General features: G+C 73.5%; 20 protein-coding genes. 4 read left to right on the forward strand and 16 right to left on the reverse strand.

Going from position 1 to position 24,910, the window contains the following annotated elements; translation table 11 throughout:
- Nucleotides 1-97: 97 nt before the first annotated feature.
- Entirely contained in the window at nucleotides 98-682 is a 585-nt protein-coding gene (locus tag ACFY3U_RS03150) for an Rv3235 family protein (protein ID WP_387193936.1), read from the forward strand.
- A gap of 252 nt (nucleotides 683-934) precedes the next feature.
- Here the strand turns inward: ACFY3U_RS03150 and secA are convergent, their stop codons facing one another.
- Nucleotides 935-3,853 (reverse strand): preprotein translocase subunit SecA, encoded by a 2,919-nt coding sequence (gene secA, locus ACFY3U_RS03155; RefSeq protein ID WP_387193939.1) that lies wholly within the window; start codon nucleotides 3,851-3,853, stop codon nucleotides 935-937.
- Between the two features lie 168 nt (nucleotides 3,854-4,021).
- Between secA and ACFY3U_RS03160 the strand changes: the two genes are divergently transcribed.
- The gene (locus tag ACFY3U_RS03160) at nucleotides 4,022-5,209 is read left to right on the forward strand and encodes a GNAT family N-acetyltransferase (protein ID WP_387193942.1); all 1,188 of its coding nucleotides are present in this window, start codon (nucleotides 4,022-4,024) and stop codon (nucleotides 5,207-5,209) included.
- Nucleotides 5,206-6,315 (forward strand): GNAT family N-acetyltransferase, encoded by a 1,110-nt coding sequence (locus ACFY3U_RS03165; protein WP_387193945.1) that lies wholly within the window; start codon nucleotides 5,206-5,208, stop codon nucleotides 6,313-6,315. The genes ACFY3U_RS03160 and ACFY3U_RS03165 overlap by 4 nt, the downstream gene beginning before the upstream one ends.
- 159 nt (nucleotides 6,316-6,474) lie before the next feature.
- On the opposite strand, the gene hpf is transcribed toward ACFY3U_RS03165, so the two are convergent.
- From hpf to efeU, 8 genes are all read right to left on the reverse strand, one after another.
- Nucleotides 6,475-7,107: a ribosome hibernation-promoting factor, HPF/YfiA family gene (gene hpf, locus ACFY3U_RS03170; RefSeq protein ID WP_387193948.1), complete on the reverse strand. Its 633-nt coding sequence runs from the start codon at nucleotides 7,105-7,107 to the stop codon at nucleotides 6,475-6,477.
- Between the two features lie 251 nt (nucleotides 7,108-7,358).
- Nucleotides 7,359-8,063, reverse strand: coding sequence for a ComF family protein (locus tag ACFY3U_RS03175; protein WP_387193951.1), 705 nt, complete (start codon nucleotides 8,061-8,063; stop codon nucleotides 7,359-7,361).
- Between the two features lie 7 nt (nucleotides 8,064-8,070).
- Nucleotides 8,071-9,909, reverse strand: a complete 1,839-nt coding sequence (locus ACFY3U_RS03180; RefSeq protein ID WP_387193954.1) for an LpqB family beta-propeller domain-containing protein — start codon at nucleotides 9,907-9,909, stop codon at nucleotides 8,071-8,073.
- A complete protein-coding gene (mtrB, locus tag ACFY3U_RS03185) occupies nucleotides 9,906-11,600 on the reverse strand; it encodes an MtrAB system histidine kinase MtrB (RefSeq protein WP_387194148.1) in 1,695 nt (564 codons plus the stop codon). Before mtrB ends, ACFY3U_RS03180 begins: the two co-directional genes overlap by 4 nt.
- 73 nt (nucleotides 11,601-11,673) lie before the next feature.
- Entirely contained in the window at nucleotides 11,674-12,363 is a 690-nt protein-coding gene (gene mtrA, locus ACFY3U_RS03190) for an MtrAB system response regulator MtrA (RefSeq protein ID WP_154939275.1), read from the reverse strand.
- Nucleotides 12,364-12,485: 122 nt separating this feature from the next.
- Entirely contained in the window at nucleotides 12,486-13,805 is a 1,320-nt protein-coding gene (gene efeB / locus ACFY3U_RS03195; RefSeq protein ID WP_387193958.1) for an iron uptake transporter deferrochelatase/peroxidase subunit, read from the reverse strand.
- A gap of 23 nt (nucleotides 13,806-13,828) precedes the next feature.
- Entirely contained in the window at nucleotides 13,829-14,962 is a 1,134-nt protein-coding gene (efeO, locus tag ACFY3U_RS03200) for an iron uptake system protein EfeO (protein ID WP_387193961.1), read from the reverse strand.
- A 30-nt stretch (nucleotides 14,963-14,992) separates the two neighbouring features.
- Nucleotides 14,993-15,961 (reverse strand): iron uptake transporter permease EfeU, encoded by a 969-nt coding sequence (efeU, locus tag ACFY3U_RS03205; RefSeq protein ID WP_387193964.1) that lies wholly within the window; start codon nucleotides 15,959-15,961, stop codon nucleotides 14,993-14,995.
- Between the two features lie 325 nt (nucleotides 15,962-16,286).
- On the opposite strand from efeU, the gene ACFY3U_RS03210 reads away from it, so the two are divergent.
- A complete protein-coding gene (locus tag ACFY3U_RS03210; protein ID WP_387193967.1) occupies nucleotides 16,287-16,439 on the forward strand; it encodes a hypothetical protein in 153 nt (50 codons plus the stop codon).
- 345 nt (nucleotides 16,440-16,784) lie between these two features.
- On the opposite strand, the gene ahcY is transcribed toward ACFY3U_RS03210, so the two are convergent.
- The 7 genes from ahcY to ACFY3U_RS03245 all read right to left on the reverse strand — a co-directional run bounded on the left by ahcY (nucleotide 16,785) and on the right by ACFY3U_RS03245 (nucleotide 24,887).
- On the reverse strand, nucleotides 16,785-18,272 hold the full coding sequence (gene ahcY / locus ACFY3U_RS03215; RefSeq protein ID WP_387193970.1) for an adenosylhomocysteinase: 1,488 nt from the start codon (nucleotides 18,270-18,272) through the stop codon (nucleotides 16,785-16,787).
- Between the two features lie 286 nt (nucleotides 18,273-18,558).
- Nucleotides 18,559-19,722, reverse strand: a complete 1,164-nt coding sequence (manA, locus tag ACFY3U_RS03220; RefSeq protein ID WP_387193973.1) for a mannose-6-phosphate isomerase, class I — start codon at nucleotides 19,720-19,722, stop codon at nucleotides 18,559-18,561.
- Between the two features lies 1 nt (nucleotide 19,723).
- Complete coding sequence (locus ACFY3U_RS03225) at nucleotides 19,724-20,791, reverse strand: cation diffusion facilitator family transporter (protein ID WP_387193976.1); 1,068 nt, start codon at nucleotides 20,789-20,791, stop codon at nucleotides 19,724-19,726.
- 40 nt (nucleotides 20,792-20,831) lie between these two features.
- On the reverse strand, nucleotides 20,832-22,028 hold the full coding sequence (locus ACFY3U_RS03230) for an SIS domain-containing protein (protein WP_387193980.1): 1,197 nt from the start codon (nucleotides 22,026-22,028) through the stop codon (nucleotides 20,832-20,834).
- Complete coding sequence (locus tag ACFY3U_RS03235; protein WP_387193983.1) at nucleotides 22,025-22,210, reverse strand: Trm112 family protein; 186 nt, start codon at nucleotides 22,208-22,210, stop codon at nucleotides 22,025-22,027. The genes ACFY3U_RS03230 and ACFY3U_RS03235 overlap by 4 nt, the downstream gene beginning before the upstream one ends.
- Before the next feature lie 61 nt (nucleotides 22,211-22,271).
- Nucleotides 22,272-23,654, reverse strand: a complete 1,383-nt coding sequence (locus tag ACFY3U_RS03240) for a phosphomannomutase/phosphoglucomutase (protein ID WP_387193986.1) — start codon at nucleotides 23,652-23,654, stop codon at nucleotides 22,272-22,274.
- Nucleotides 23,655-23,723: 69 nt separating this feature from the next.
- Nucleotides 23,724-24,887 carry a hypothetical protein gene (locus tag ACFY3U_RS03245; protein WP_387193989.1) on the reverse strand — a complete coding sequence of 388 codons (1,164 nt, stop codon included), beginning with the start codon at nucleotides 24,885-24,887 and terminating at the stop codon, nucleotides 23,724-23,726.
- Nucleotides 24,888-24,910: the final 23 nt, after the last annotated feature.

Consider the following 24,910-nt stretch of genomic DNA (forward strand, 5'->3'; position numbering starts at 1 on the left):
GGCCGACCTCTCCCCGCCATTGACGCTCGGCGTTGCCATGCCTGAGAATCGACGTTGTCGAAGGCAAACGAAGGCAAACGCAGGATGAGGGGTCGAGATGACCGACTTCCGCCGCCCGGGGCCCAGCCGCCCGCCGATCCGGCTGCGCCCCGCGCCGATCAGCGACCCGCCCTACGTCGACGAGTCGACCGACCTCTGGCCCCGGCCGCCCGGCCAGCTCGCCCTCGACCTGTTCGGCCCGAGCCGTCCGGCCGGCGGCCCGGGGGGTGGCGCCGCCCGTCCCGGTCCGGCACGGCCGGTACGACCCTCGGCCGGCCCGCCGCCCGGTTCGCTGGCCACCGCCACTCCCGAGGCGACCCGGGCCGCTCACCGGTTCGTCGGCACCTGCCTGGAGATCCTCAACGGCTACCGCCCACCCGGCCAGATCCGCTCCCTGGTCGAACCGGGCAGCTCGACCGAGGTCTCCGAGCAGCTGGCCCGGGCGGCCGCCCGCAGCGGGCCGGTGCGTCGACGGTCCACCCGGGCGGCGGTGCACCTGCGCCGGCTGCGCGCCTGCGAGCCGCGGGCGGCGGCGGTCGAGGTGGCCGCCGTGGTGTCCGGCGGCGGGCGCACCTGGGCGATGGCGTTGCGGCTGGAGCAGCGCCGCGGCGCCTGGCTCTGCACCCACCTCGAGGTCATCTGACCGCCACCACGCCGGGGGCGGGTTGCCGTGGTCGTTCGAGGTTCTCCCGCACTCTTGCCGGCGTGTCGAGTGGCTCAGGCACAAACGATCAGGGCGCTCCCCGGGGAGCGAGCCGGAGCAGGGCGGAAGCGGCCGAGCCGCGCTCCCCCCGGAGGGAAGCGCGGCTCGGCCGGTCGTCGCCGCGGCTCGGGAGCCGCGGGCAGGGTGGGGTCCTCGGTGTCGCGTACGGACGGAGCGCCCCCGCGGTGCGGGTCAGGCGCCGCCGTTGGGGGCACCGTGGCAGCGCTTGTACTTGCGGCCCGAGCCGCACGGGCACGGGGCGTTGCGGGACGGGCCGTTGCCGGCCTCCACGCCGTCCACCGGCGCCGGGCCGCGCCGAGCGGTGCTGGCCGCGGCGGCCTGCCCGCTGGCCCCGGTGGCGGCGGGCCGGCGCGGCGTGCCGGACGGGCCGGGTGCCGCCGGACGCTCCGGCGCACCGCCCACCCCGAGGGCCGGGGCGTTCTGCTCGGGCCGCTCGACCGCGACGCCACCGGCGCCGGCCTCGCCGTCGATGGTCGGGGCGGAGTACTGCAGGCCCTGCTGCTGCGGCGCCCGGTTGAGGCCCTTGGCCCGGATCTCGACCGGCTTCTCCAGCAGCTTGACCTCTTCGGCCTCCGGCTCCGGCTCCTGGACCTGGACCTCCAGGTTGTAGAGGAAGCCGACCGTCTCCTCCTTGATGCCGTCCATCATGGTGGCGAACATGTCGAAGCCCTCGCGCTGGTACTCGATGACCGGGTCGCGCTGGGCGTACGCCCGCAGGCTGATGCCCTCCTGGAGGTAGTCCATCTCGTAGAGGTGCTCGCGCCACTTGCGGTCGATGACCTGCAGCAGCACCATCCGCTCGAGCTGGCGGACGCCCTCCTCGCCGAGCTCCTCCTCGCGCCGGTCGTACGCGGTGTGCGCGTCCTCCTTGAGGCGGGAGAGCAGGAAGTCCTGGTCCAGGCCGGCCCGGGAGCCGACCTCGTCCTCGAGCTCCTCGATGGTGACGCCCACCGGGTAGAGCTGCTTCAGGCTGGCCCAGAGCTGCTCGAGATCCCAGTCCTCGGCGTAGCCGTCGCTGGTGGCCCCCACCACGTACGCGCCGATGGTGTCGTCGATCATGTTGCGGACCTGGTCGGACAGGTCCTCGCCGTTGAGCACCCGGAGGCGCTCGGCGTAGATCACCTGGCGCTGCTTGTTCAGCACCTCGTCGTACTTGAGGACGTTCTTGCGGATCTCGGCGTTCTGGCCCTCGATCTGCGCCTGCGCGCTCTTGATCTGCCGGGTGACCATCTTCGACTCGATCGGCACGTCCTCCGGGATGTTGAAGCGGTCCATCACCGCCTCGACCGCGCCGGCCCGGAAGCGCTTCATCAGCTCGTCCTGGAGGGAGAGGTAGAAGCGGGACTCGCCCGGGTCGCCCTGCCGGCCGGCGCGACCGCGCAGCTGGTTGTCGATCCGGCGGGACTCGTGCCGCTCGGTGCCGAGCACGTAGAGGCCACCGGCGGCGGCGACCTCCTCGGCCTCCACGTCGCAGGCCTGCTTCCAGGTGGGCAGGACCTCCTCCATGGCCTTGGCGTACTCCTCGTCGTTCTCCACCGGGTCGAGGCCGCGCTGGCGCAGCTCGTTGGCGGCGAGGAACTCGGCGTTGCCGCCGAGCAGGATGTCCGTGCCACGGCCGGCCATGTTGGTGGCGACGGTGACCGCGCCCTTGCGCCCGGCCTGGGCGACGATCTCGGCCTCCTTGGCGTGGAACTTCGCGTTCAACACCGAGTGCGGGATGCCGCGGCGGCGCAGCAGCGTGGAGAGGATCTCGGAATTCTCCACCGAGACGGTGCCGACCAGCACCGGCTGGCCCGCGTGGTGCCGCTCGGCGATGTCCTCGATGACCGCGTTGAACTTGGCCTTCTCGGTCTTGTAGATGACGTCGGCCCGGTCGAGGCGGACCATCGGCCGGTGCGTCGGGATGGTAACGACGCCGACCTTGTAGACCTTGTTGAACTCGCCCGCCTCGGTCTGGGCGGTACCGGTCATGCCGGAGAGCTTCTCGTAGAGGCGGAAGTAGTTCTGCAGGGTGATGGTGGCCAGGGTCTGGTTCTCCTGCTTGATCTCCACCCCCTCCTTGGCCTCGATCGCCTGGTGCATGCCCTCGTTGTAGCGGCGGCCGTGCAGGATGCGCCCGGTGAACTCGTCGACGATCAGGACCTCACCGTCGCTGACGATGTAGTCCTTGTCGCGCTTGTAGAGCTCCTTGGCCTTGATCGCGTTGTTGAGGTAGCCGACCAGCGGGGTGTTCACCGACTCGTACAGGTTGTCGATGCCCAGCCGGTCCTCGACCTTGGCCACGCCGCGCTCGGTCACCGCGATGGTGCGCTTGGCGTAGTCGACCTCGTAGTCGCCCTCGCCGTCGGTGCCCGGCTGCATCCGGCCGACCACGCCGGCGAACTCCTGGTACCACCGGGCGGAGTGCTCGGCCGGGCCCGAGATGATCAGCGGGGTCCGCGCCTCGTCGATCAGGATCGAGTCGACCTCGTCGACCACCGCGAAGTTGTGGCCGCGCTGGACCAGCTCGTCCCGCGACCAGGCCATGTTGTCGCGCAGGTAGTCGAAGCCGAACTCGTTGTTCGTGCCGTAGGTGATGTCGCACTCGTACGCGGCGCGGTGGTCGGCGGCCGGCCGGTTGGGCAGCACCACACCGACGGTGAGGCCGAGGAACTCGTGCACCCGGCCCATCCAGGCGGCGTCGCGCTGGGCCAGGTAGTCGTTGACCGTGACCACGTGCACGCCCTTGCCGGACAGGGCGTTGAGGTAGACCGCCATGACCGAGGTCAGGGTCTTACCCTCACCGGTCTTCATCTCGGCGATGTTGCCGAAGTGCAGCGCCGCGCCGCCCATCACCTGGACGTCGTACGGCCGCTGGCCGAGCACCCGGGCGGCCGCCTCGCGCACCGTGGCGAACGCCTCGGGCAGCAGGTCGTCGAGGGTCTCGCCGTCGGCCAGCCGCTCACGGTACTGCTCGGTCAGGCCGCGCAGCTCCTCGTCGGTGAGGTTGACGTAGTCGTCCTCGATCGAGTTGACGGCGGCGGCGATCGCCTTGAGCCGGCGCACCATGCGGCCCTCGCCGGCGCGGAGGACCTTTTCCAGAATCGACACGGATCAACGCTCCCCTAGACAGTCTCGAACCATCGTAGGCGCTCCCTTGCGGCGATGGTCACTGGTGGCGGCGGACCGGCCCGGCGAAAACGACATAACACGCGGGCCGCGCCACCCCCGGCGGAATTCCGGTTACGCCCAGCGCGAACGATCCGGCACCATGCTCCGATGGATCCAGTGGAGATCACCGAGGACGGGCTGCTGCTGCGTCCCTGGCGAGCCGCGGACGCGGACGACGTGCACCGGGCCTGCCAGGACCCGGACATTCAGCGCTGGACCACCGTACCGCGCCCGTACCTGCCCGAACACGCCCACGGGTTCGTGACCGGGAGGAGCGACCGGGCCTGGGCCGACGGCAGCGGCGCGCCCTTCGCGGTCTGCGACGCGGCCAGCGGTGAGCTGCTCGGCTCCTGCGGCCTGGTCTCGATCGACCGGGACCTCACCTCCGGCGAGCTCGGCTACTGGACGGCGCCGTGGGCGCGCGGTCGCGGGGTGGCCGTGCGGGCCTCCCGCGCGGTGGCCCGCTGGGCCTTCGACGCGCTGCGGCTACGCCGGCTGGTCTGGCAGGCCGAGGTGGGCAACCACGCCTCCCGGTTGGTGGCACTGCGTGCCGGGTTCCGGATCTCCGGCGAGCTGCGGCTGGCCCGGCCCACCCCGGGCGGTCGCGCCGAGGCCTGGGTCGGCTCGCTACTGCCCGGCGAGGTGCCCGCCGCCGGCGAGCCCGGCCCGGCCGGCCCGAAGACCCTGGACGCCCGGCGGGCGGCCGTGCTCGGCCGCCCGCAACCCGTGCTCTTCGCCGCCGCGGGCGGCACCGAGCTGCGCCTGCGCCCGATGGAGGAGCGCGACCTGGACGGGATCGTGACCGCCTGCCAGGACCAGGACACCGCGCGCTGGACCAGCGTGCCGCACCCGTACCGGCGCGGCGACGCCGAGGGGTACCTCGGCTACGCGGAGCTGAGCTGGGGCCGGGGCAGCGCGGCCACCTTCGTGATCGCCGGCCCCGACGACGCGTACGCCGGCACCGTCGACCTGCGGCTGACGCCGGGCAAGCCGCTGCTGGCCGACGTCGGCTTCATGACCGCGCCGCACGCCCGGGGGCGGGGCTGGATGCCGGCCGCGCTCGGCGCGCTGACCACCTGGGGCTTCGTCACCCTCGGCCTGACCCGGATCGAGTGGTGGGCCAACGTCGGCAACACCGCCTCCCGGCGGGCCGCCGAGAAGGCCGGCTTCCGCGTCGAGGGCACCGCCCGGGGCGGCCTGTCGCACCGCGGCGAGCAGGTGGACGTCTGGGTGGGCGCGCTGCTCGCCGACGACGCCCTGCCCGCCGCAGCGTCGCTCGGATCGGGGCGGTCATGACGCCGGAGGCGATCGAGACCGACCTGGTGCGGCTGCGGGCGTTCCGGCTCGACGACGTGGCGGACACCGCCGCCGCCTGCGCGGACCCGCTCACCCGGCGGTTCATCCCCGACATGCCCGACCCGTACACCGAGCAGAGCGCGCGGTGGTGGATCACCGAGGGCGCGCCGGCGGCCTGGGCCGCCGGTGGGTCCGCGTACGCGCTCGCCGACCCGGCCTCCGACCGGCTGCTCGGCGGGGCCGGGGTGAGCCGGGTGATGCCGGACCGCGGGCAGGCCGAGATCGGCTACTGGGTGGCGCCCTGGGCGCGCGGCCGCGGAGTCGCCACCGCCGCCACCCGGGCGCTCGCCGGGCACGCCTTCGCCGCCGGCGTGGCCCGGCTGGAGCTGCTCACCGACCTGCAGAACGCCGCCAGCCAACGGGTCGCGCTCGCCGCCGGCTTCCGATACGAGGGCACCCGCCGGGCGGCCAACCCGGACCGCGGCGGCGGCCGGCCGGACCTGCTGGCCTGGGTACGCCTCGCCGAGGACCCGGACGGTCCCGCCCCCCGCGCGCTGCCCGACCTGCCCGACGGCCGGCTCACCGACGGCGTGGTGACCCTGCGCCCGACCGGGCCGGACGACGCGGACCTGATGTACCGGCTGCACACCCGGCCGGAGGTGGTGGCGAACCAGGCCCCGCCGGTGCCGCCGACCCGGGAGGCGATCGAGTGGCGCTGCCGGACCGCCACGAGCAGATGGCTGACCGGCGCCCTCGCCTCGATGCTGATCCTGGACGCGGCCAGCGGGGAGCCGGTCGGCAGCTGCGGCCTGTCGTACTCGGACGCGGGCGCCGGCGAGGGCTCGGCGGGGTACGCGATGCTGCCCGAGTGGCGCGGTCGCGGGTACGCCACCCGAGCGCTGCGGCTGCTCTGCGGCTGGGCGTTCGGGCCGGTCGGGATGGCCCGGCTGACCGCCGGAACCGTGCCGGACAACGTCGCCTCGCACCGGGTGCTGGAGAAGGTCGGCTTCGCCCGGGAGGGCCTGCTGCGCGGGCGGCTGCCCGGGCTGGCCGGCACCCGGCTCGACGACCTGGTCTTCGGGCTGCTCCCGGACGCGCTGCGCTGAGCGCCGGCGCTCGCGCCGGCCGGGCCGCGGTCAGGGCCGGCGCCGGCGACCGGCCAGGGTCAGGGCCGGCGGCCGGGCGGGGGTCAGGGCCGGCCGCGGGAGCCGGGACGGGTGCGCCGCCCCGGCCCGCGGCCGGTCTTCAAGGGGTGGTCAGGGGCGTCAGACGTCGAGCGCGATGATGCCGTAGTCGTAGGCGTGCCGGCGGTAGACCACGCTCGGCCGGCCCGACTCCTTGTCGTGGAAAAGGTAGAAGTCGTGCCCGACCAGTTCCATCTGGAACAGGGCATCGTCCACGGTCATCGGCTCGGCGGGGTGCACCTTGGCCCGGGCGATGTGCCAGGGCTGATCGTCGTACTGGTCGGCGGGGTCCTCGTCACGCTCGGCGACCGCGGTGGCGGTGCCGGCGGAGCGGACGACCGCTCCGTCGAGGTCGGCCACCGGCAGGTCGGCGGTGGCGGCGGCGACGGAGAGCGGCGCGTGCCGGCCCCGGTGCACGCGACGGCGATCGGCCGCGCGGCGCAGTCGGGTGTCCAGCTTGGCGATGGCGGCGTCGAGAGCGCTGTAGAAGTCGCTCGTGCAGGCCTCGGCCCGGATGACCGGCCCACGGGAGACCACGGTGATCTCCACGCGCTGGCAGGTGTCGGACTGGCGGGGATTGCGCTCGTGGAACAACTCCACGTCGACGCGGATGAGTTTGTGGTCGTAGCGCTCGATCTTTGCGAGTTTTTCAGCTACGTGCACCCGGTAATGGTCCGGCACTTCGACGTTTCGGCCCTTGACCACGATGTCCACGTGACCTCCCTTTTTCGGATGGCCGTCTGATTTCTGGAATTCGGTCGACCGACCCGGGGAGTTTCCGCGCGGCGTCGACCGGTCGAGTACGGCTACGCCTCCTTTCACGGTCGAGAGGTGGGGTGACGAACCTCCTACCCTCGACACGAAAACGCTAACTCCTGTTCGGTCGCCAGTCACCCCCAGTTGCCCACAACTCCCAGACTCTTCACAGCTGCTTACACCATGGGGTGAAAGGGAAACACGAAGCGTCACCGATGCCGCCGCTTTTGCGTTGCACCGAGCACCGCCGCGCACTTTGGCGTCATTCCCACGAGGTGCAAAGTCCGGCTCACCGCCGCCAACGTCGCACCGGTGGTGAGGATGTCGTCCAGCACCACCACCGCCCGGTCGTCCGGGCCGGCGCCCGCGCCGGGCCGGAGCCGGAAGGCGTCCCGGGCGGCGGCGACCCGTCCGGCGCTGTCCAGCGTCACCGAGTCGGGCCGGGGCAGCGCCCGCAGCGGCCGGGCCAGCCGGACGTCCCAACCGGCCGCGCGCAGCCGGGCCGCGGCGGCCCGGGCCAGCCGGGTCAGGTGGTCGCCGTAGCGGGCCCGGGCGGCCGCCGCGGTGTCCGGCACCGGGACCAGCAGCACCGGCCGGGCCGGCCCCACCCCGACGGCCACCACCTCGGCCAGCAACGCGCCCAGCGGCCGGGCCAGCCCGTGCCGGCCCCGCTCCTTGTACGTCAGCAGCGCCTCCCGCAGCGGGCCGGCGTACGGGCCGAGCGCGTGGCAGGGCGGCAGGCCGGGCGGGGCGGGGGTGGGGCGTACCGGGCCGGGTCGCAGCGCACCCAGTGCGGCGGCGCAGGCCGGGCAGAAACCGCGCCGGGTCGGCCCGCGCTCCCGGCAGCCCGCACAGCCGACGGGTAGCACCAGATCGGTCAGGTCGGCCCAGAGCTCGCCCCCGCCGCCCGCCATGCCGCGCTCAGTACAGGAAGAAGGGCGCGGTGGCGCTGCCCGGCCGGCCGCCCGTCGGCGTGGACGGCACATCCTGCACCTGGTCGACGCGGATCTTCTCGGTCGACGGGAACCGGTAGGACACCCCGTTCGCCTCGTACATGAACTGCAGGCCGGGCCGGGGATTGACCGGGTTGGTGGGGTACGCGGCCAGGTGGGTGACCCGGGCGCCGACCTCGCCGACCAGCTCGGTCTGCACCGTCCCGTCGACGCTCACCTCGTACACCGAGGAGCGGCCGGACGTGCCGGCCAGGACCAGGTCGTTCTCCGCGGCCCAGTCCACCGCCGACAGCTCGGTCAGGGTCGTCGGCACGGCCCGGGGAGGGCCCAGCGAGACCACGCCGCCGTCCAGGTTCAACGCCGCCACCCAGAGCGCGCCGCCGACGATGAGGGCGATCCGGTGCCCGTCCAGCGAGGTGGCCGCCGCGCTCACCGCGCCGGTGACCCCGACCGGCACCCGGATCATCCGGGCCGACCCGTCGAACCGGTAGAGCTGACCGTCGGCAACCACCAGCCCGTACGGCTCCTCCGCCGCCGTGTCGCGCAGCCAGAGCGGGCGCCCGATCGTGCGGAAGGTCTGCGGGGCGAGCTGGACCGGCGGCACCGGATTGGAGCCGGTGCCGACGGCCAGCCGCTGCCGCCCCCCGGGCACGTCGGTCACCAGGGCGGCGAGCATCCGCTCCTCGGTCTGCCGGAACGCGGCCGACACGACGGCGTGGTTGTCGGCCGGCGCCAGCGGCACCGGACCACTCGGCTCGCCGGGAATGACCAGCGGGTGGACCGCGCCGTCGTAGACGGTGAACCGTTCCAGGCTCTGCGGGAGCTGGTAGGGCGGGTGCGCCTGGCGGTGCCGCTCCAGGTCGTCGATGCGTACCCGGGACTGGTTGCGGGTGGTCAGCTGGAGCTGCCCGTCCAGGTCCGGCAGCGACCAGGCCAGCTGGGTGGCCAGCTTCTCCAGCTTCCCCCGGTCGTCACCGGGCAGGTCGACGGCGACCTCCCACCGGTCGTCGGTCTCCACCGCGTTGTTGATCAGGGCGGTCCGGTCCGGCAGCCGGCTCACCCCGGGGCCGAGCCACTCCGACGGGCCGCCGATCAGCCACTTGACCACCTCGCTGACCAGCCGCTCCCGCGGCACGGCCAGCGGCTGGTAGCGCTGGTCGGCGACCAGCCGGGTCTGGTCGGAGTTCCAGAAGTAGATCGTGTGCGCCTGGTAGTAGCTGCGCAGCGCGTCGGTGCTCAGCAGCAGCACGTTCGGCGGGTTGGTGACGTACAGGCCGGTGCCCTCGCCACCCTCCTCCCGAGCGGTGCGCAGCGAGAACGTGTACTCCGCCTCGGTGGCCACCGCGGGGCCGAGCACCCCGTTCGCCCGCAGCTGGCCGACCTGCTGCACGGGCAGCCGGACGTCGAACTCGCCGTTGGCGTTCTCGGTGATCACCGGCCGCTCGGTCACCCGGACCACGTTGATCGAGACCTCGTTGCCCGGCCGGACCTGCAGCCGGGCCCGGTTCTCCGGCGCGATGAACAACCCCACCCGCTGGTACGCCCCCTCCGGCTCGCCCGCCGCGGCGGCCAGGAAGTTGTCCACGAAGGTGGGCCGGTCGTTGGTGACCGACCGGGTGGGCGGCTCGTCCCGGCGGAAGCTGGACGAGCCGGCCTGCACGGCCGGGCCCTCGCCGTCCACCCGCACGTCGGTGCGGGACGGGATGCCGCAGCCGGCCGCGCCGAGGGCGAGCAGCACGGCGCCGGCGGCGGCCACCAGCCTCGGCCGGCTCCCGCCGCGCCGGCTCCCGCCGTCCCTCAGCCTCACGGTCGTGCCTCCGCCCGGTCGCCGGCCGTCGCGGGGCCCGGCCCGATCGCCAGCGCTCCCCCACCGCCCGGCCCGATGGCCAGCATCTCGCCGGTCCGGGGCCCACCGAACGGCAGCGTGGCGTCGGCCGGCACCAGCCGCAGCGGCGAGGTGGTGAGCCGGTCACCGGCCCGGGCCGGCAGGGTGAGCCGGAACTGGGCGCCCTGACCGGGCGCGCCCCACGCCTCCAGCCACCCACCGTGCAGCCGCGCGTCCTCCAGGCTGATCGACAGGCCCAGCCCGGTCCCGCCGGTCTGCCGGGCGCGGGACGGGTCGGCTCGCCAGAACCGGTTGAAGACCAGCTTCTCCTCGCCCGGCTTCAGCCCCACCCCGTGGTCGCGGACGGTGATCGCGACGGCGTTCTGGTCCACCCCCAGGGTGATCAGCACAGGCTTCGCCTCGCCGTGCTCGACCGCGTTGCCGACCAGGTTACGCAGCACCCGCTCGACCCGGCGCGGGTCGACCTCGGCGATCACCGGGTTGTCCGGCACGTCCAGCTCGACGGCCACCCCGACCCGCTCGGCCAGCCCGGCCAGTCGCTCGGCGACCCGGTGCACCACCGGCACCAGGTCGGTCGGCTCCGAGTCGAGCATCGCGAACCCGGCGTCGAACCGGCTGATCTCCAGCAGGTCGGTGAGCAGCTCCTCGAAGCGGTCCAGCTCGGCCTGGAGCAGCTCGGCGCTGCGCGCCACCGCCGGGTCGAACTCGTCCCGCTCGGCGAAGATCAGGTCGGCGGCCATCCGGACGGTGGTCAGCGGCGTCCGCAGCTCATGCGACACGTCGGAGGTGAACCGCCGCTGCAGCCGGGACATCTCCTCCAGCCGGAGGATCTGCCGCTGCAGGTTGGTGGCCATCTGGTTGAACGAGGCGGCCAGCAGGGCCAGGTCGTCCTCGCCGTTGACCACCATCCGCTGGTCGAGCAGCCCGGCGGAGAGCCGCTGCGCCGTCCGGGCGGCCACCCGGACCGGGGTGACCACCAGCCGGGTGACCAGCGCGGCGAGCAGGCCGAGCAGCAGCACCAGCGCGACGCCGGTGGCCAGCACGGTGGACCGGGCGTCCCCGGCGACGCCGTCCTGCCGGTCCAGCGGTACGAGGTAGTAGAGCTCCACCTGGCCGAACCGGGTCGGCACCGGTGAGCCGTACACCAGGTACTTGGTGCGGCGGTCGCCGGTGAGCCGGCCGGTCTGGATCTGGTGGGCGATCTTGCCGTTGGCGACCGAGGCGCGCAGCTCGCGGCTGATCAGCGGCCCGATGTCCAGCGCCGGGGACGTCCGGGTCTTGATCACGTCGGCGTGCCGGTCGGCGGTGATCGCCACCACCACCCCGCTGGTCTGCTGCGGATCGCCGCCGGCCAGGTAGTTGACCGTGCCCTCGATGGTGTCCTGCACCTGGGCGTCCTGCGGCTGGCTGTAGAGGGTGAGCTGCTTCGACGAGTACTCGCTGCCGCTGCGCAGCCGCAGCCGCACGTCGGTCTGGGCGTTCTCCAGCAGGATATTGGTGATCTTGTCGGCGATCACGTACGCGAAGCCGCCGACCAGCAGGCTGGAGGCCACCAGCGTGATGGTGACCACGCGCACCTGCAGGGACCGCCGCCAGGTCTGGTGCAGCCCCCCGGTGAGCCGCAGCACCCGGCCGACCAGCGCACGCCACAGCGCCGCTGCGGCGGGACGCCAGCCGGCGGGGGTGTCGGGGCGGGTCGGAGTGCTGGTCACGGTGCGACCCAGGTTATCCGGTGCCCGCCTTGTAGCCCACGCCCCGCACGGTCAGGATGATTTCCGGTCGCTCCGGATCCGGCTCGATCTTGGCCCGCAGCCGCTGCACGTGCACGTTCACCAGCCGGGTGTCGGCCGCGTGCCGGTAGCCCCAGACCTGCTCCAGCAGCACCTCGCGGGTGAACACCTGACGCGGCTTGCGGGCCAGCGCCACCAGCAGGTCGAACTCCAGCGGCGTCAGCTTCACCTCCTCGCCGTCCCGGCTCACCGTGTGCGCCGGCACGTCGATGGTGATCTGGTTGCCGGGCGGCCCGATGGTCAGCATCTCCGGTGCGACGTCCTCGCCACGGCGCAGCCGGGCCCGCATCCGGGCCACCAGCTCCTTGGGCTTGAACGGCTTGACCACGTAGTCGTCGGCGCCGGACTCCAGCCCGAGCACCACGTCGACCGTGTCGCTCTTGGCGGTCAGCATCACGATCGGCACGCCCGACTCGGTGCGGATCGCCCGCGCCACGTCGATCCCGCTCATTCCGGGCAGCATCAGGTCGAGCAGTACGATGTCGGGCCGGTTGTCCCGGAACGCGGCCAGTGCCCGTTCCCCGTCGGCGACGAACGAGGGCAGGAAGCCCTCGCTGCGCAGGACGATGCCGAGCATCTCGGCGAGCGCGGGGTCGTCGTCGACCACCAGTACCCGGGCTCTCATGGGGTTTATGTTTCCATCCCCGTTCAATTCGGTGGGAGCGGAGTTTCACCCGGCACGGTACCGGACGTACCGCCATGATCCCCCGAACGCGGCGCCACCCGCCACCGTGCGCGGGCTCCGGGTCAGCCGAAGAGGGCGCGCCCCCAGTGGTCGGCGCCGTCGCGGACGCCGGGCGGGCAGGCGAAGACCGCGCTGGAGACGTGCCGCAGGTACTCGTTCATCGCGTCGTGCCGGGCCAGCCGGGTCTGGATCGGCACGAACTGCTTGCGCGGGTCCCGCTGGTACGCCATGAAGAACAGCCCGGCGTCGAGCCGGCCCAGCCCGTCCGAGCCGTCCACGAAGTTGTAGCCGCGGCGCAGCAGTCGGGCGTCGTTGTTGGTGCTCGGGTGGGCGAGCCGGACGTGCGAGTCGACCGGGATCGTCGGCTGCCCGTCGTCGGCCTTCGCGGCGAAGTCCGGCTCGTCGAACTCGTCCCGGCGGCCGAGCGGCGCGCCGCTGCCCTTGGTCCGCCCGACGATCTGCTCCTGCTCGGCCAGCGAGCTGCGGTCCCAGGTCTCGATCTGCATCCGGATCTTGCGGGTGACCAGGTACGACCCGCCGGTCATCCAGTCCGGCCCGTCGCCCGGCTGGGCCCAGAGCTGCTCGCGCAGCAGCCCGGTGTCCTCGGCCTTGAGGTTGGCGGTGCCGTCCTTGAAGCCGAACAGGTTGCGCGGGGTGGCCTGGTCCCGCGAGGTCGACGAGGTACGCCCGAAACCCAGCTGGGACCAGCGGACGCTGACCACGCCCATCCCGATCCGGGCCAGGTTGCGGATCGCGTGCACGGCCACCTGCGGGTCGTTGGCGCAGGCCTGCACGCAGAGGTCGCCGCCGGACAGCTCGGGGCGCAGCGCGTCCCCGGCGAAGTGCGGCAGGTCGGCCAGGGCGGCGGGACGCCGGGCGGCGATGCCGAAGCGGTCGCGTCCCTGGGCGTCCCGGAACAGCGTCGGGCCGAAGCCGACGGTGAGGGTGAGCTGGGACGGGGGCAGCCCGAGCGCCTCACCGGTGTCGTCCGGCGGGGCCTCCGGCACGCCACCGACGGCGCCGATCACCCCGGCGTCCCGGCCGGCGGTCATCCGGGCGGCGGCGGCCGTCCACTCCTGGAGCATGGCGACCAGCCGGGCCCGGTCCTTGGTGATCACGTCGAACGCGACGAAGTGCAGCCGGTCCTGGGCGGGCGTGGTGATGCCCGCCTGGTGCTCGCCGTGGAACGGCACCGCGTCGGCGGCCGGCTGGTTCGACGAGGCGTGGTCGACGCTCCGGACCAGGGCCGTCGCGCCGGCGGCGACCCCGGCCACGCCGGCCACACCGGCGCCGGCCAGGGTGATGGCCCGGCGGCGGGACATCGCCGTGCCGCGCCGGTCGGCCGGCCCGGCGGCGTCGGGCGTGCGCTGCTGCTCGCTCATCGACTCTCCTGACGGACCGGTGGTCAGCGGGCGACGGCCGCGGCGACCCTGCTGATCGGCTCGGCGAGGGCGTTGATGCTGTCCGACAGCTCCTTGAGCTCGGCCTTGCTCAGCTGGGTGTGCAGCTTCCAGCCGGCACCGGCCCGGTGCTTGCTCAGGGCGGCCTCGACGTTCGTGAACTCGACGTCGAGCTGCTTGACCAGCTCGGGCGAGCGCTGCTCCAGCGCCGGGCGGAGCGCGTCCATCGCGGCCTTCGAGCCGGCCAGGTTGGCGTCGAAGTCCCAGAGGTCGGTGTGCGAGTACCGCTCCTCCTCACCGGTGATCTTGCCGCTGGCAACCTCGTCGAGCAACGCCTTGGCGCCGTTGGCCAGCTGCAGTGGGGTGAGCTTCTCGGCGTTCGCCTTGGCCACGATGGCCTTGACGTCGGTGAGCAGCTGGTCGGCCACCGGACCGTCCTTGCTGATGTCGCCGGTGGTCCAGAGGTCCTTCTCGATCCGGTGGAAGCCGGTGAACTCCATGCCCTCCTCGACGACCTCCTCGCGGCCGTCGATCTTCGGGTCCAGGTCACCGAAGCTCTCCGCCACCGGCTCGATCCGCTCCCAGGGGGTGCGGGCGACCGGGTAGAGCGCCTTGGCCTTCGCCACGTCGCCGGCCTTGACCGCGGCCACGAACTGCTCGGTCTTCGTCAGCAGCTCGGCGGTCTGGCTGGTGACGTACCGCTGGTACTCGGCGGTGGCACCGGCCAGCGCGGCGTCCGGGGCGGCGGTCGCGCCGCCGCCGCTGACCTTCAACGCCCCGCGGATGCCGCGGCCGTCCATCCCGGGCTTGCAGGCCGTCTCGTACGTCCCGGCGGGCAGCTCGACGCGCAGCTCCCGGCTCAGCCCGGGGGCGATGTTCTCCACCTCGCCCATCACCCGGTCGCCGGCCCCGTAGACGTAGAACTCGTTGACCTTGCCGCCGGAGTTGGTCACCGTGAAGATGACCTGACCGGCGGGCAGGTCGGTGCGGTCGACCTCGCAGGCGGTGTCGGTCGCCTTGACCGTCACGGCGTTCCCGGCCTTCGCGGCCTCCTTGCCGTCGGCGGAGCCGCAGGCGGTGACGCCGGTGATCACCAGCACGCCGGCGGCGGCGGGCACCAGGAAGCGGGCGGTACGCATCGTTGCTTGTCTCCTCGGAGTACGGGTGAGTCAGGCGCGCTGCGGGGCGGAGGCCGGGGCGGCGGGCTCGTCCGGCCCCCGCTCGGCGCCCGGCGCGACGGTCGGGGCCGGCTCGGCGGCGGTCGGCGCGGGGGCGGTCGGCGCGGGGGCGGTCGGCACGGGGGCGGTCGGCTGCGCCGGCTTCGCGGGGGTCGCCGGCTTGCGCAGGAAGAGCAGCATCACCGGCACCGCGTACGCGACCCAGGCGATCATCTCCAGCACGGTGGGCGCCGGGGTGATGTTGAACATCCCGGCGAGCAGGCTGGCGTACCAGGTGCTCGGGTCGAGCGTCGAGGTGATGTCGAAGGCCCGGTCGTTCAGGCCGGGCAGCACGCCGGCCTCCTGGAAGTCGTGCACCCCGTACTTGAGGATGCCGGCGGCGACCAGGATCAGCAGGGCGCCGGTCCAGGTGAAGAACCTGGACAGGTTGATCCGCAGTGCGCTGCGGTAGAGCAGGAAGCCGATCGCCACGGAGGTGGCGATGCCACCGATCAGCGCGAGCAGCGGGCCCTGCCCGGCGCCGCCGGCCGCGCTCTGTGCCGCCGAGTAGAAGATCAGCGCGGTCTCCAGGCCCTCCCGGATCACCGCGAGGAAGGACATGCCGGCCACCGCGATCGAGCCGACGGCGAGCGCGTCGGTCAGCTTGCCGCGCAGCTCCCCGGCGATCGTCCGGGCGGCCCGCCGCATCCAGAAGATCATCCAGGTCACGAAGACCACGGCGGCGACCGACGTCACCGCCTCGAACAGCTCGCGGTCCTCGGAGCGGGCCAGCAGCGAGGTCGAGGTGTACTCGATCAGCCAGCCGAACAGCACCGAGAGCGCCACGGCCAGGCCGACACCGGCCCAGACCTGGGGCAACCGGTCGCGCCGCTGCGACTTCACCAGGAACGCGACCAGGATGCTGACCACCAGGGTCGCTTCCAGGCCCTCCCGCAGGCCGATCAGGTACGTGGCGAACATCGGATCTCCGTGTCTCGGTGAGGCTTGCCTCTACTAACTTAGGGCAGCCATACCTTCCTACCGCCGCGGGGGTGCCGTCAAGTCGCTCCGGGGAATTCACTCCCGCTCCGCGCGCCGATCCGGTCGCGGGGCGAGCGAGGTCACCCCCGACACCCCGCACCCCGGCACGGGCGGCCGCCGCCGTGCGAGGATCGCCGCGAACCTGCGAGGAGGGATGCCCCGTGGCCGACCCGCGCGACGCGCCCACTGTCCGCCCGCCGGCCGCCATGCCACCAGGGCCCTCCGATCCTGGTACGGGCGTACCCGCGCCGACCGGCCGACGCCGGTGAGGGGCCTCGGGCCCTGGCTGGCCGTACTCCTGCTGGTGATCGTGCTGAGCGCGCTGCGGCTGCGCCCGCTGGCGGTCGCGGTCTCGCTGGCCTGGCTGGCCTGGTGCGTCTGGACCTGGATCCGCCCCGCCCGCCCCCGCTCCCGCTGACCCCCACCCACCCCGACCCCGGGATTGCGCCGAGGGGCCCCCGCCCGGACCCACCACCACCGCCACCCCGCAGCGGTGCCGTGCTGTGCGGACGCTACGAACTTGATGACGTCAGCGAATCGCCATGCACCTTCAGCTCCCGCTGTGGGCAAGCTCAGCGAAGGCGGAAGCGAGCGCGTGGCGGCCCGGCGCGACAGACCGATTCGTCGGCGTCATCAAGTTCGTAGCGTCCGACGAGGCCACCCCGTCCGCCGGCACACACCTGGCCGGACGGGCCGCGAGGCGTACGCGAAAAGGACCGGGCCGGCCGCGCGGCGGCCGACCCGGTCCTCGAACGATCAGAACTCAGTAGCGGTAGTGCTCCGGCTTGAACGGGCCCTCCGGGGAGACCCCCAGGTACGCGGCCTGCTCCTTGGTCAGCGTGCTCAGCTTGGCGCCGAGCGCGGCCAGGTGCAGCCGGGCGACCTTCTCGTCCAGGTGCTTCGGCAGCACGTAGACGCCGATCGGGTACTCCTGCGTCTTGGTGAACAGCTCGATCTGGGCAATCGTCTGGTTGGCGAACGAGTTCGACATCACGAAGCTCGGGTGGCCGGTGGCGTTGCCCAGGTTCAGCAGGCGACCCTCCGACAGCACGATGATCGCGTGCCCGTCGGCGAACTTCCAGAGGTCGACCTGCGGCTTGATGTTGAGCCGCTCGACGTCCGAGCGCTTGGCCAGGCCGGCCATGTCGATCTCGTTGTCGAAGTGGCCGATGTTGCCCACGATGGCCTGGTGCTTCATCCGGGCCATGTGCTCGTTGGTGATGACGTCGAAGCAGCCGGTGGCGGTGATGAAGATGTCCGCCTGCTCGACCACGTCGTCCAGGGTGGCGACCTGGTAGCCGTCCATCGCCGCCTGCAACGCGCAGATCGGGTCGACCTCGGTCACCACGACCCGGGCGCCCTGGCCGCGCAGCGACTCGGCGCAGCCCTTGCCCACGTCGCCGTAGCCGAGCACGACGGCCATCTTGCCGCCGATCAGCACGTCGGTGGCGCGGTTGATGCCGTCGATCAGCGAGTGCCGGCAGCCGTACTTGTTGTCGAACTTGCTCTTGGTCACCGAGTCGTTGACGTTGATGGCCGGGAAGAGCAGGGTGCCGGCGCGGTGCATCTCGTAGAGCCGGTGCACACCGGTGGTGGTCTCCTCGGTGACGCCCTTGATGCCGGCGGCGATCCGGGTCCAGCGCTGGCCGTCCTCGGCCAGGCTGCGCTGCAGCACCTGGAGGATGACCGCGTACTCCTCGGAGTCGGCGGACTCGACCGGCGGGACGACCCCGGCCTTCTCGAACTCGACACCCTTGTGGACCAGCAGGGTGGCGTCGCCGCCGTCGTCGAGGATCATGTTCGGACCCTGCCCGTCGGGCCAGGCGAGCACCTGCTCGGTGCACCACCAGTACTCCTCGAGCGACTCGCCCTTCCAGGCGTAGACCGGGACGCCGGCGGGCGAGTCGGGGGTGCCGGTCGGGCCGACGACGATCGCCGCGGCCGCGTGGTCCTGGGTGGAGAAGATGTTGCAGGACGCCCAGCGGACCTGCGCGCCGAGCGCGACCAGGGTCTCGATCAGGACGGCGGTCTGGATGGTCATGTGCAGCGAGCCGGTGATCCGCGCGCCGGCCAGCGGCTGGGCGTCGGCGAACTCACGACGGATCGCCATCAGGCCGGGCATCTCGTGCTCGGCGAGCTGGATCTCCTTGCGCCCGAACTCGGCGAGCGACAGATCCGCCACCTTGTAGTCGCCCTCGGCGAGGGTGCTCGGCCGCGCGTCGCTGGAGGACGCCGGGAGGGTGCTGGTCATGGAAGCTCCTGTCGAACGGTGTACTGCCCGAGGTTCACCTTACGCGCGGAACCGGCTGCGACGCGGATCGGCATCGACGACATGCGCACGGGGCGGTCGGTGCGGGACGGAAATCCGCCCACGCCGGCCACCCCGTGCATCCCCCCGGTTTGGTTCCCCCGCGCGCGCCGCCGGACCTTCGTCGCGACAACGCTACGTACGGATAGAGTCACATTCCGCGAGGAGCGCGTCAAGCAAATCGGGAAAGTCGGACTTGTGTCGCGGGTTCAGCGCCGTCGTGGTCGGCTCAGCGCAGACCCGCGGTCGCCACGTACGCCTCGCCGGTGCCGGCGACCACCAGCGGCCCGGCCGCCGCCGCGCCGATCGCCGCCCGCCCCGGCGTGAGGGTCACCGGGCCGGAGCCGTCGTCCACCGTCACCTCGCCGGTGGCGCAGAGCACCACCCGCGGCCCCGGCAGCGGCAATGTCACCGACGGCGTCGCACCGTCCACCGTCACCCGGCGCAGGGCGAAATCCTCGATCGGCACCGGCCAGCGGACCACCCCGGGTGCCGCCGGCTCGGCGGTCACCACGGGCTCGTCCAGCACCTCGAAGCGGAGCACCCGCAGCAGCTCGTCCACGTCCACCTGCTTGGGGGTCAACCCGCCGCGCAGCACGTTGTCGCTGGCCGCCATGATCTCCACCCCGGTGCCGCGCAGGTAGGCGTGCAGGTTGCCGGCCGGCATCCAGATCGCCTCCCCCGGCGCCAGCCGCACGTGGTGCAGCAGCAGCGCCACCAGCACTCCGGTGTCGCCCGGGTACGCCTGCGCCAACTCCCGCACCAGCTCCGCGTCCGGGCCGTCGGCCGACGCCGCCACCGCGTCCGCCACCAGCCCGGCCCGCCGCTCGGCGGGCCAGGTCAACAGCAGCCGGACCGCCTCGCGCAGGCCCGCCGGCCCGGCGCCCAGCGCGTCCAACACCGGCTTGAGCGCGGGTACGCCGAAACCGGCGAGCGCCGCCGCCGAGACCGCCGGGTCGCGGAACCCGCACAGCGCCGCCATCGGCGAGAGCGCGACCAGCAGCTCCGGCTTGTGGTACGGGTCGACGTAGTTGCGCCGCCCGTCGGTGCGCGCCTCGTCCGCCGCGTACCCGGCCCGGGCCTGCTCGGGATCGGGGTGGGCCTGCAGGCTCAGCGGTGCGTCCGCGGCGAGCACCTTCAGCAGGAACGGCAGCCGTACGCCGAACCGGTCGACCACCCGCTCGCCGAGCCAGTGCCCCGGCTCGGCGGTCAGCAGGTCGAGCAGGCTCACCCGGTCGCCGGCCCGCTCCACGGTGGCCGGGGCGCCCGGGTGGGCGCCCAGCCACAGCTCGGCCTCCGGGCCGGCGCTGGGCACCGGGCGCCCCTGCAGCTGGGCGATCGCGGTGCGCGACCCCCAGGCGTAGTCGCGGATCGGTCCGGTCAGCGGCTCCACGTCAGCTCCCGGTCCGCCCGGCCGACTCCCCCGGACCGGCCGTCGCGTCCACCGCGGGCCCCGGCTCGGTGGCCGTGCCCGGCGACCCGGCGGCCGTGGACTCGGGATCCGGTACGGCGGTGGGCGCCGCGGCGCCGGTGCCGGCCCGATCGGCGGCCAGGCTGTAGATGTCCGGCTCCAGGTAGATCACCCGGGCGATCGGCACGGCCTTGCGGATGCGCAGCTCGACGGCGTTGATGCCGCGCGCCACGTCCTGCGCGTTCTCGCAGGGCGAGACGCCGATCTTCGCCGCCACCATCAGCTCCTCGGGGCCGAGGTAGAGCGTCTTCATGTGGATGATCCGGTCGACCTCGGACCCGCCGGTGATGGCCCGCTCGATGGCCGCGAGATCCTTCGGGTCGGCGCCCTCGCCGAGCAGCAGGCTCTTGGTCTCGATGGCCAGCACGATCGCGATGACCACCAGCAGCACGCCGATCATCGCGGTGCCGGCGGCGTCCCAGATGCCGTTGCCGGTGATCAGCGTCAGGCCGACGCCGAAGAGCGCGAAGACCAGACCGATCAGCGCGCCGAAGTCCTCCAGCAGCACCACCGGCAGCTCGGGCGCCTTGGCCCGGCGGATGAACTTCACCCAGGACTGGCTGCCGCGGGTGTGGTTGGACTCCTTGATCGCGGTCCGGAAGGAGAAGCCCTCCATCCCGATCGCCGCCACCAGCACCGCGATCGGCACCCACTGCCAGTTCTCGATCGGGTGCGGGTCGGCCGCCTTGTGGTACGCCTCGTAGAGCGCGAACAGGCCACCCAGGCTGAACAGCACGATCGACACGATGAACGCGTAGATGTAGCGCTCCCGGCCGTACCCGAAGGGGTGTTCCGGGGTGGCCTCACGCTTGGCCCGCTTGCCACCGAGCAGCAGCAGACCCTGGTTGCCCGAGTCGGCCACCGAGTGGATCGACTCGGCCAGCATCGACGACGAGCCGGTCAGCAGGAACGCCACGAACTTGGTGACGGCGATGCCGACATTGGCCAGCAGCGCGGCGATGATCGCCTTCGTACCGCCGTTGGCGCTCACCGCTTCATCCCCGCGCGCCCGACGGCAACCTTGCGATCGTTCACTGGTTCGACAGCTCCTTCATCTCGGTGATGGCCGGCACGGCCATCGGGTCCAGACCGTGCGCCACGGCCAGGTAGATCGACGCGAAGTCCGGCACCGCGATCAGCGAGGCGAGCCGCTCCAGCGCGGAGCCACCCTCGGCGGTGACCACGTCGCAGCGCACCCCGCGCCGCTCGGCGAGGGTCTGCACCGCGTCGGCGCGGCGCTCCTCGACGGCGAGCGGCTCGTCGGTGTCGTCGTCGGCGTTCAGGCCGCCGTCGCGCAGCAGCACCAGCCGCAGCCGGGTCGGGTCGGCCTCGGCCTCGTCGTCGTCGGCGAAGATGTCCCGCGCCGACTCCACCAGGCCCCCGAAGGCGCCGTCCAGCAGACCGACCCGGCCCCGGCCGGCCTCGCCGAGCGCGCCGGTCACCACCGGGTAGCGGGCGTTCGCCGACAGCGTGTCGCCGAACCGGCGGGCGGCCACGGTGGCCAGCGGGGACGAGCCCCAGACGATCGGGATCGAGCCGGCCAGCCCGAGGGCCAGCGACTTCGCCGGGTTGACGAAGGACTCGGCGGTGGGCCGGCACCGGTCGGCGTCGGCGTCCAGCCGGGCCGCGGTCTCCGCCAGATCCGCCTCGTTGACCTTCACGAGGCCGAGCGTACGGGCGGCGAGCAGAACCGGCACGGTGAGCGCCCAGAGGCTGGCCCGGGCGGGTGCCCGCCGGGGCACCGGGATGAACGGCGCGCGGGCCCGCTCGGCCACGGACTGCAGCTGCGAGTCGGGGGCACCGACCGCGACCAGCCGGGCGCCGCGACGGTGCGCGGCCTCGGCCGCGCCGAGCGCCTCGGGGCTACGGCCCGACGCGCTGACCGCGATCACCACGTCCGCCGCGCCGACCCAGCCGGGCACACCCGAGCTGCGGTGCGGGATGACCGGCACCGGGCAGCGCGGCCCGGCGACGGTGGCCAGCACGTCACCCGTACGACCGGCGGTGCCGATGCCGGCGATGACCACCGCCCGGGGGCGGCCGTCGTCCTCCAGCAGGGACAGGTTGGCCTCGGCGGCCAGCGCCGCGGACTCCCGCACCTGGGCCCCGGCCGAGGCGGTGAAGCGCAGCATGCCGCCCGGGTCGTGCTCGGCGAAGGCGTCCGGGTCGTCGAGGACCGACTCGTCGGCCACCCGGCGACCGCTGACGCCACCGGTCGGCTGGATCACGGCCGCGCCTCCGGGCCGCCCCGGGCCTCGTCGAGCAGCAGCACCGGCACGTCGTCGCGTACCTCGAAGATCCGGCCGCACTCGGTGCAGGTCAGGGTCTGCGCCTGCGCGTCGTAGTCGAGCGGGGCGTGGTGTGTGTCCGGGCAGGCGAGGATCTCGAGCAACTGCGGGTCCAGGGCCACGGTGCGGCTCCTTCCACGTGTGCGGTCTCGTCGGCCGACGGTGCCGACCGGCGCAGGGATCTTATCGGCGAACCCGCTCCAGCACCTCGTCGCGCAGCGAGATCATCCGCTGCTCGGTCGGGCCCTCCACGTTGAGCCGCAGCAACGGCTCGGTGTTCGACGCGCGCAGGTTGAACCAGGCGCCGTCGGGGAAGCTCAGGGTGAGCCCGTCCAGCTCGTCGACTTTCGCGTCCGGGTACGCCGCGCGCACCTCGGCGACCCGGGCCGCCTGGTCGGCCACCGTGGAGTTGATCTCGCCGGAGGCGACGTACCGCTCGTATACGCTGGCCAGCAGCGACAGCGGCTGGGACTGCTCGCCCAGCGCGGCCAGGGTGTGCATGGCGGCGAGCATCCCGGTGTCGGCGAACCAGAAGTCCCGGAAGTAGTAGTGCGCGGAGTGCTCGCCGCCGAAGATCGCGTTGGTGCGGGCCATCTCGGCCTTGATGAAGGAGTGGCCGACCCGGGCCACCACCGGCACGCCGCCGTGCTCGCGGATGATCTCGGCCACCGCGCGCGAGGTGATCGGGTTGTGGATCACCGTGGAGCCGGGGTGCTTGGCCAGCTCGCGGACGGCGACCAGGGCGGTGATCGCGGACGGGGAGACCGGCTCGCCGCGCTCGTCGATCACGAAGCAGCGGTCGGCGTCGCCGTCGAAGGCCAGCCCGATGTCGGCCGAGTGCTCGACCACGGCGCGCCGCAGGTCGACCAGGTTCTTCGGGTCCAGCGGGTTGGCCTCGTGGTTGGGGAAGGTGCCGTCCAGCTCGAAGTAGAGCGGGACGATCTCCAGCGGCAGCGCGGGCAGGACGGCGTCGCCGAGCACGCTGGGCACGGTGTAGCCGCCCATCCCGTTGCCGGCGTCGACCACCACCTTCAGCGGCCGGATCGCCGACAGGTCGACCAGCCCGCGCAGGTACGCGGCGTAGTCGGCGAGCAGGTCGCGGCGCTGGGCCGAGGCGGCCGGCGCACCGGCCGGGCGGTCACCGGCGTCGAGCAGGGCCTGGGCCCGGTCCCGGATGTCGGCCAGGCCGCTGTCCTGCCCGATCGGGCGGGCGCCGGAGCGGCACATCTTGATGCCGTTGTACCGGGCCGGGTTGTGGCTGGCGGTGAACATCGCCCCGGGCAGGTCGAGCGCGCCGGAGGCGTAGTAGAGCAGGTCGGTGGAGCCCAGGCCCAGCTCGATCACCGAACGCCCCTGGGCGCGCACCCCGGCGGCGAAGGCGGCGGCCAGCGCCGGCCCGCTGGCCCGCATGTCGTGCGCGATGAGCACCGAGTCGCCGGGCTCGCCGGTGGCGTCGAGCACCTGCGTGAAGGCCGCCCCGAGGGCCTCGGCGGTGCGCTCGTCCCACTGGTCGGGCACCGTCCCCCGGACGTCGTACGCCTTCACGATCTGGGACAGGTCAGACACCGGTTTCGCTCCTCGCCAGCGGGCCGTCAACGACCCTGAGCGTATCGGAGCGGTCCGCTCAGACCCCTGCTAGCCGGGCAGGCGGGGCATGATCGTCGTCGCGTCACCGCCACCGGCCCCGCCCGGTGCCGCAGCCGGCGGCCCGGAGACCGGACGCCCCTGCGCCGGCGGTGCCGAGGTCGGCCGGCCCTGCGCGGGCGGCGCGGAGGTCGGGAACGCCTGCGCGGGCGGCGCGGAGGTCGGCCGGGCGCCGTAGACGCCACCGGTGGAACGCGGGCCGGGCGTGACGGTCGGGTAGCTGCCCGCGCCCCCGTACAGGCCACCGGGGCGGGCGGGCGCCTGCTGCTGCCCGTACGTCGAGGGGGCCGGCGCGGGGGTCGCGCCCGGCACCCCGCCGCCGGAGCGGTAGGTGGTCGGGCCGGAGCTGCGCGGCAGCGGCACGGCCGGCTGACCGGCGGCGGCGAACTTCTCCCCGCGGTCCTTGCGGTTGTTGCGGATCAGCAGGGCGATCAGCCCGGCGCCGACGGCGACCAGGGCGATGCCGAAGAACATGATCATGGATCCTCCGGAGGACTGGTCGGCGTCGGCGGTGGCCTGGCCGGTCGGGCCGGCGAGGACGGCCTGGGTGGGCACGTCCGTGGTGGCCGCCGGGGTCTCGGTCGGCACCGCGCTGGGGGTCGGGGTCGGGCTGGGCTTCCGGGACGGGGTGGGGGTCGGGGTCGAGGACGGGGCGGCGACGGCGCCGCCCACCCGGGACGTGTCGGCGGCCCGGCCGAGCAGGCGGCCGTTGGCCGTGGTGGCCTCACCGGCCACGGTGAGCCGGCCGCCGGGCGAGCCCGCGAGGAACGCCACCCGGTACTTCACGGTGATGCTCTTTCCCTTGCACAACGTGGGATTCGCCGGCGAGGTACGGGAGGTGACGAGCTCGCCCCCGCCGCCGGAGACCGGCACCGGGAACCAGCGACCGCCCACGTTCACCTCTACCCGCACCTGCTCGGCGGTAACCCCGTCGAGGCGGAGCCCGAGCGCGGTGCGCAGCAGCACGCAGCCGTCGGTGCGCTTGCGTACCTCGATCGCGGCGCCGCCCGGGGAGCCGCCGGCGGAGAAGCTGCCCGAGGCGCGGACGCCGACCCGGTCGTCGGCCGCGTACGCCGGCGCCGACGAGGCGACCAGCAGGCCGCCCAGCAGCGTGCCGGCCGCCGCCAGCCGCACCAGGTGCCGACGCACGGACATGTTCACCTCACCGTCTCTCCCCG

The organism is Micromonospora sp. NPDC000089 (assembly GCF_042899365.1).
Lineage (GTDB): Bacteria > Actinomycetota > Actinomycetes > Mycobacteriales > Micromonosporaceae > Micromonospora.

What these genes read in the sequence shown, in the direction of transcription:
- ACFY3U_RS03150 (WP_387193936.1), top strand. Translation starts at nt 98, where the DNA reads ATGACCGACTTCCGCCGCCCGGGGCCCAGCCGCCCGCCGATCCGGCTG.
- ACFY3U_RS03160 (WP_387193942.1), top strand. Translation starts at nt 4,022, where the DNA reads ATGGATCCAGTGGAGATCACCGAGGACGGGCTGCTGCTGCGTCCCTGG.
- ACFY3U_RS03165 (WP_387193945.1), top strand. Translation starts at nt 5,206, where the DNA reads ATGACGCCGGAGGCGATCGAGACCGACCTGGTGCGGCTGCGGGCGTTC.
- ACFY3U_RS03175 (WP_387193951.1), bottom strand. Translation starts at nt 8,063, where the DNA reads ATGGCGGGCGGCGGGGGCGAGCTCTGGGCCGACCTGACCGATCTGGTG.
- mtrA (WP_154939275.1), bottom strand. Translation starts at nt 12,363, where the DNA reads ATGAGAGCCCGGGTACTGGTGGTCGACGACGACCCCGCGCTCGCCGAG.
- efeB (WP_387193958.1), bottom strand. Translation starts at nt 13,805, where the DNA reads ATGAGCGAGCAGCAGCGCACGCCCGACGCCGCCGGGCCGGCCGACCGG.
- efeO (WP_387193961.1), bottom strand. Translation starts at nt 14,962, where the DNA reads ATGCGTACCGCCCGCTTCCTGGTGCCCGCCGCCGCCGGCGTGCTGGTG.
- efeU (WP_387193964.1), bottom strand. Translation starts at nt 15,961, where the DNA reads ATGTTCGCCACGTACCTGATCGGCCTGCGGGAGGGCCTGGAAGCGACC.
- ahcY (WP_387193970.1), bottom strand. Translation starts at nt 18,272, where the DNA reads ATGACCAGCACCCTCCCGGCGTCCTCCAGCGACGCGCGGCCGAGCACC.
- ACFY3U_RS03245 (WP_387193989.1), bottom strand. Translation starts at nt 24,887, where the DNA reads ATGTCCGTGCGTCGGCACCTGGTGCGGCTGGCGGCGGCCGGCACGCTG.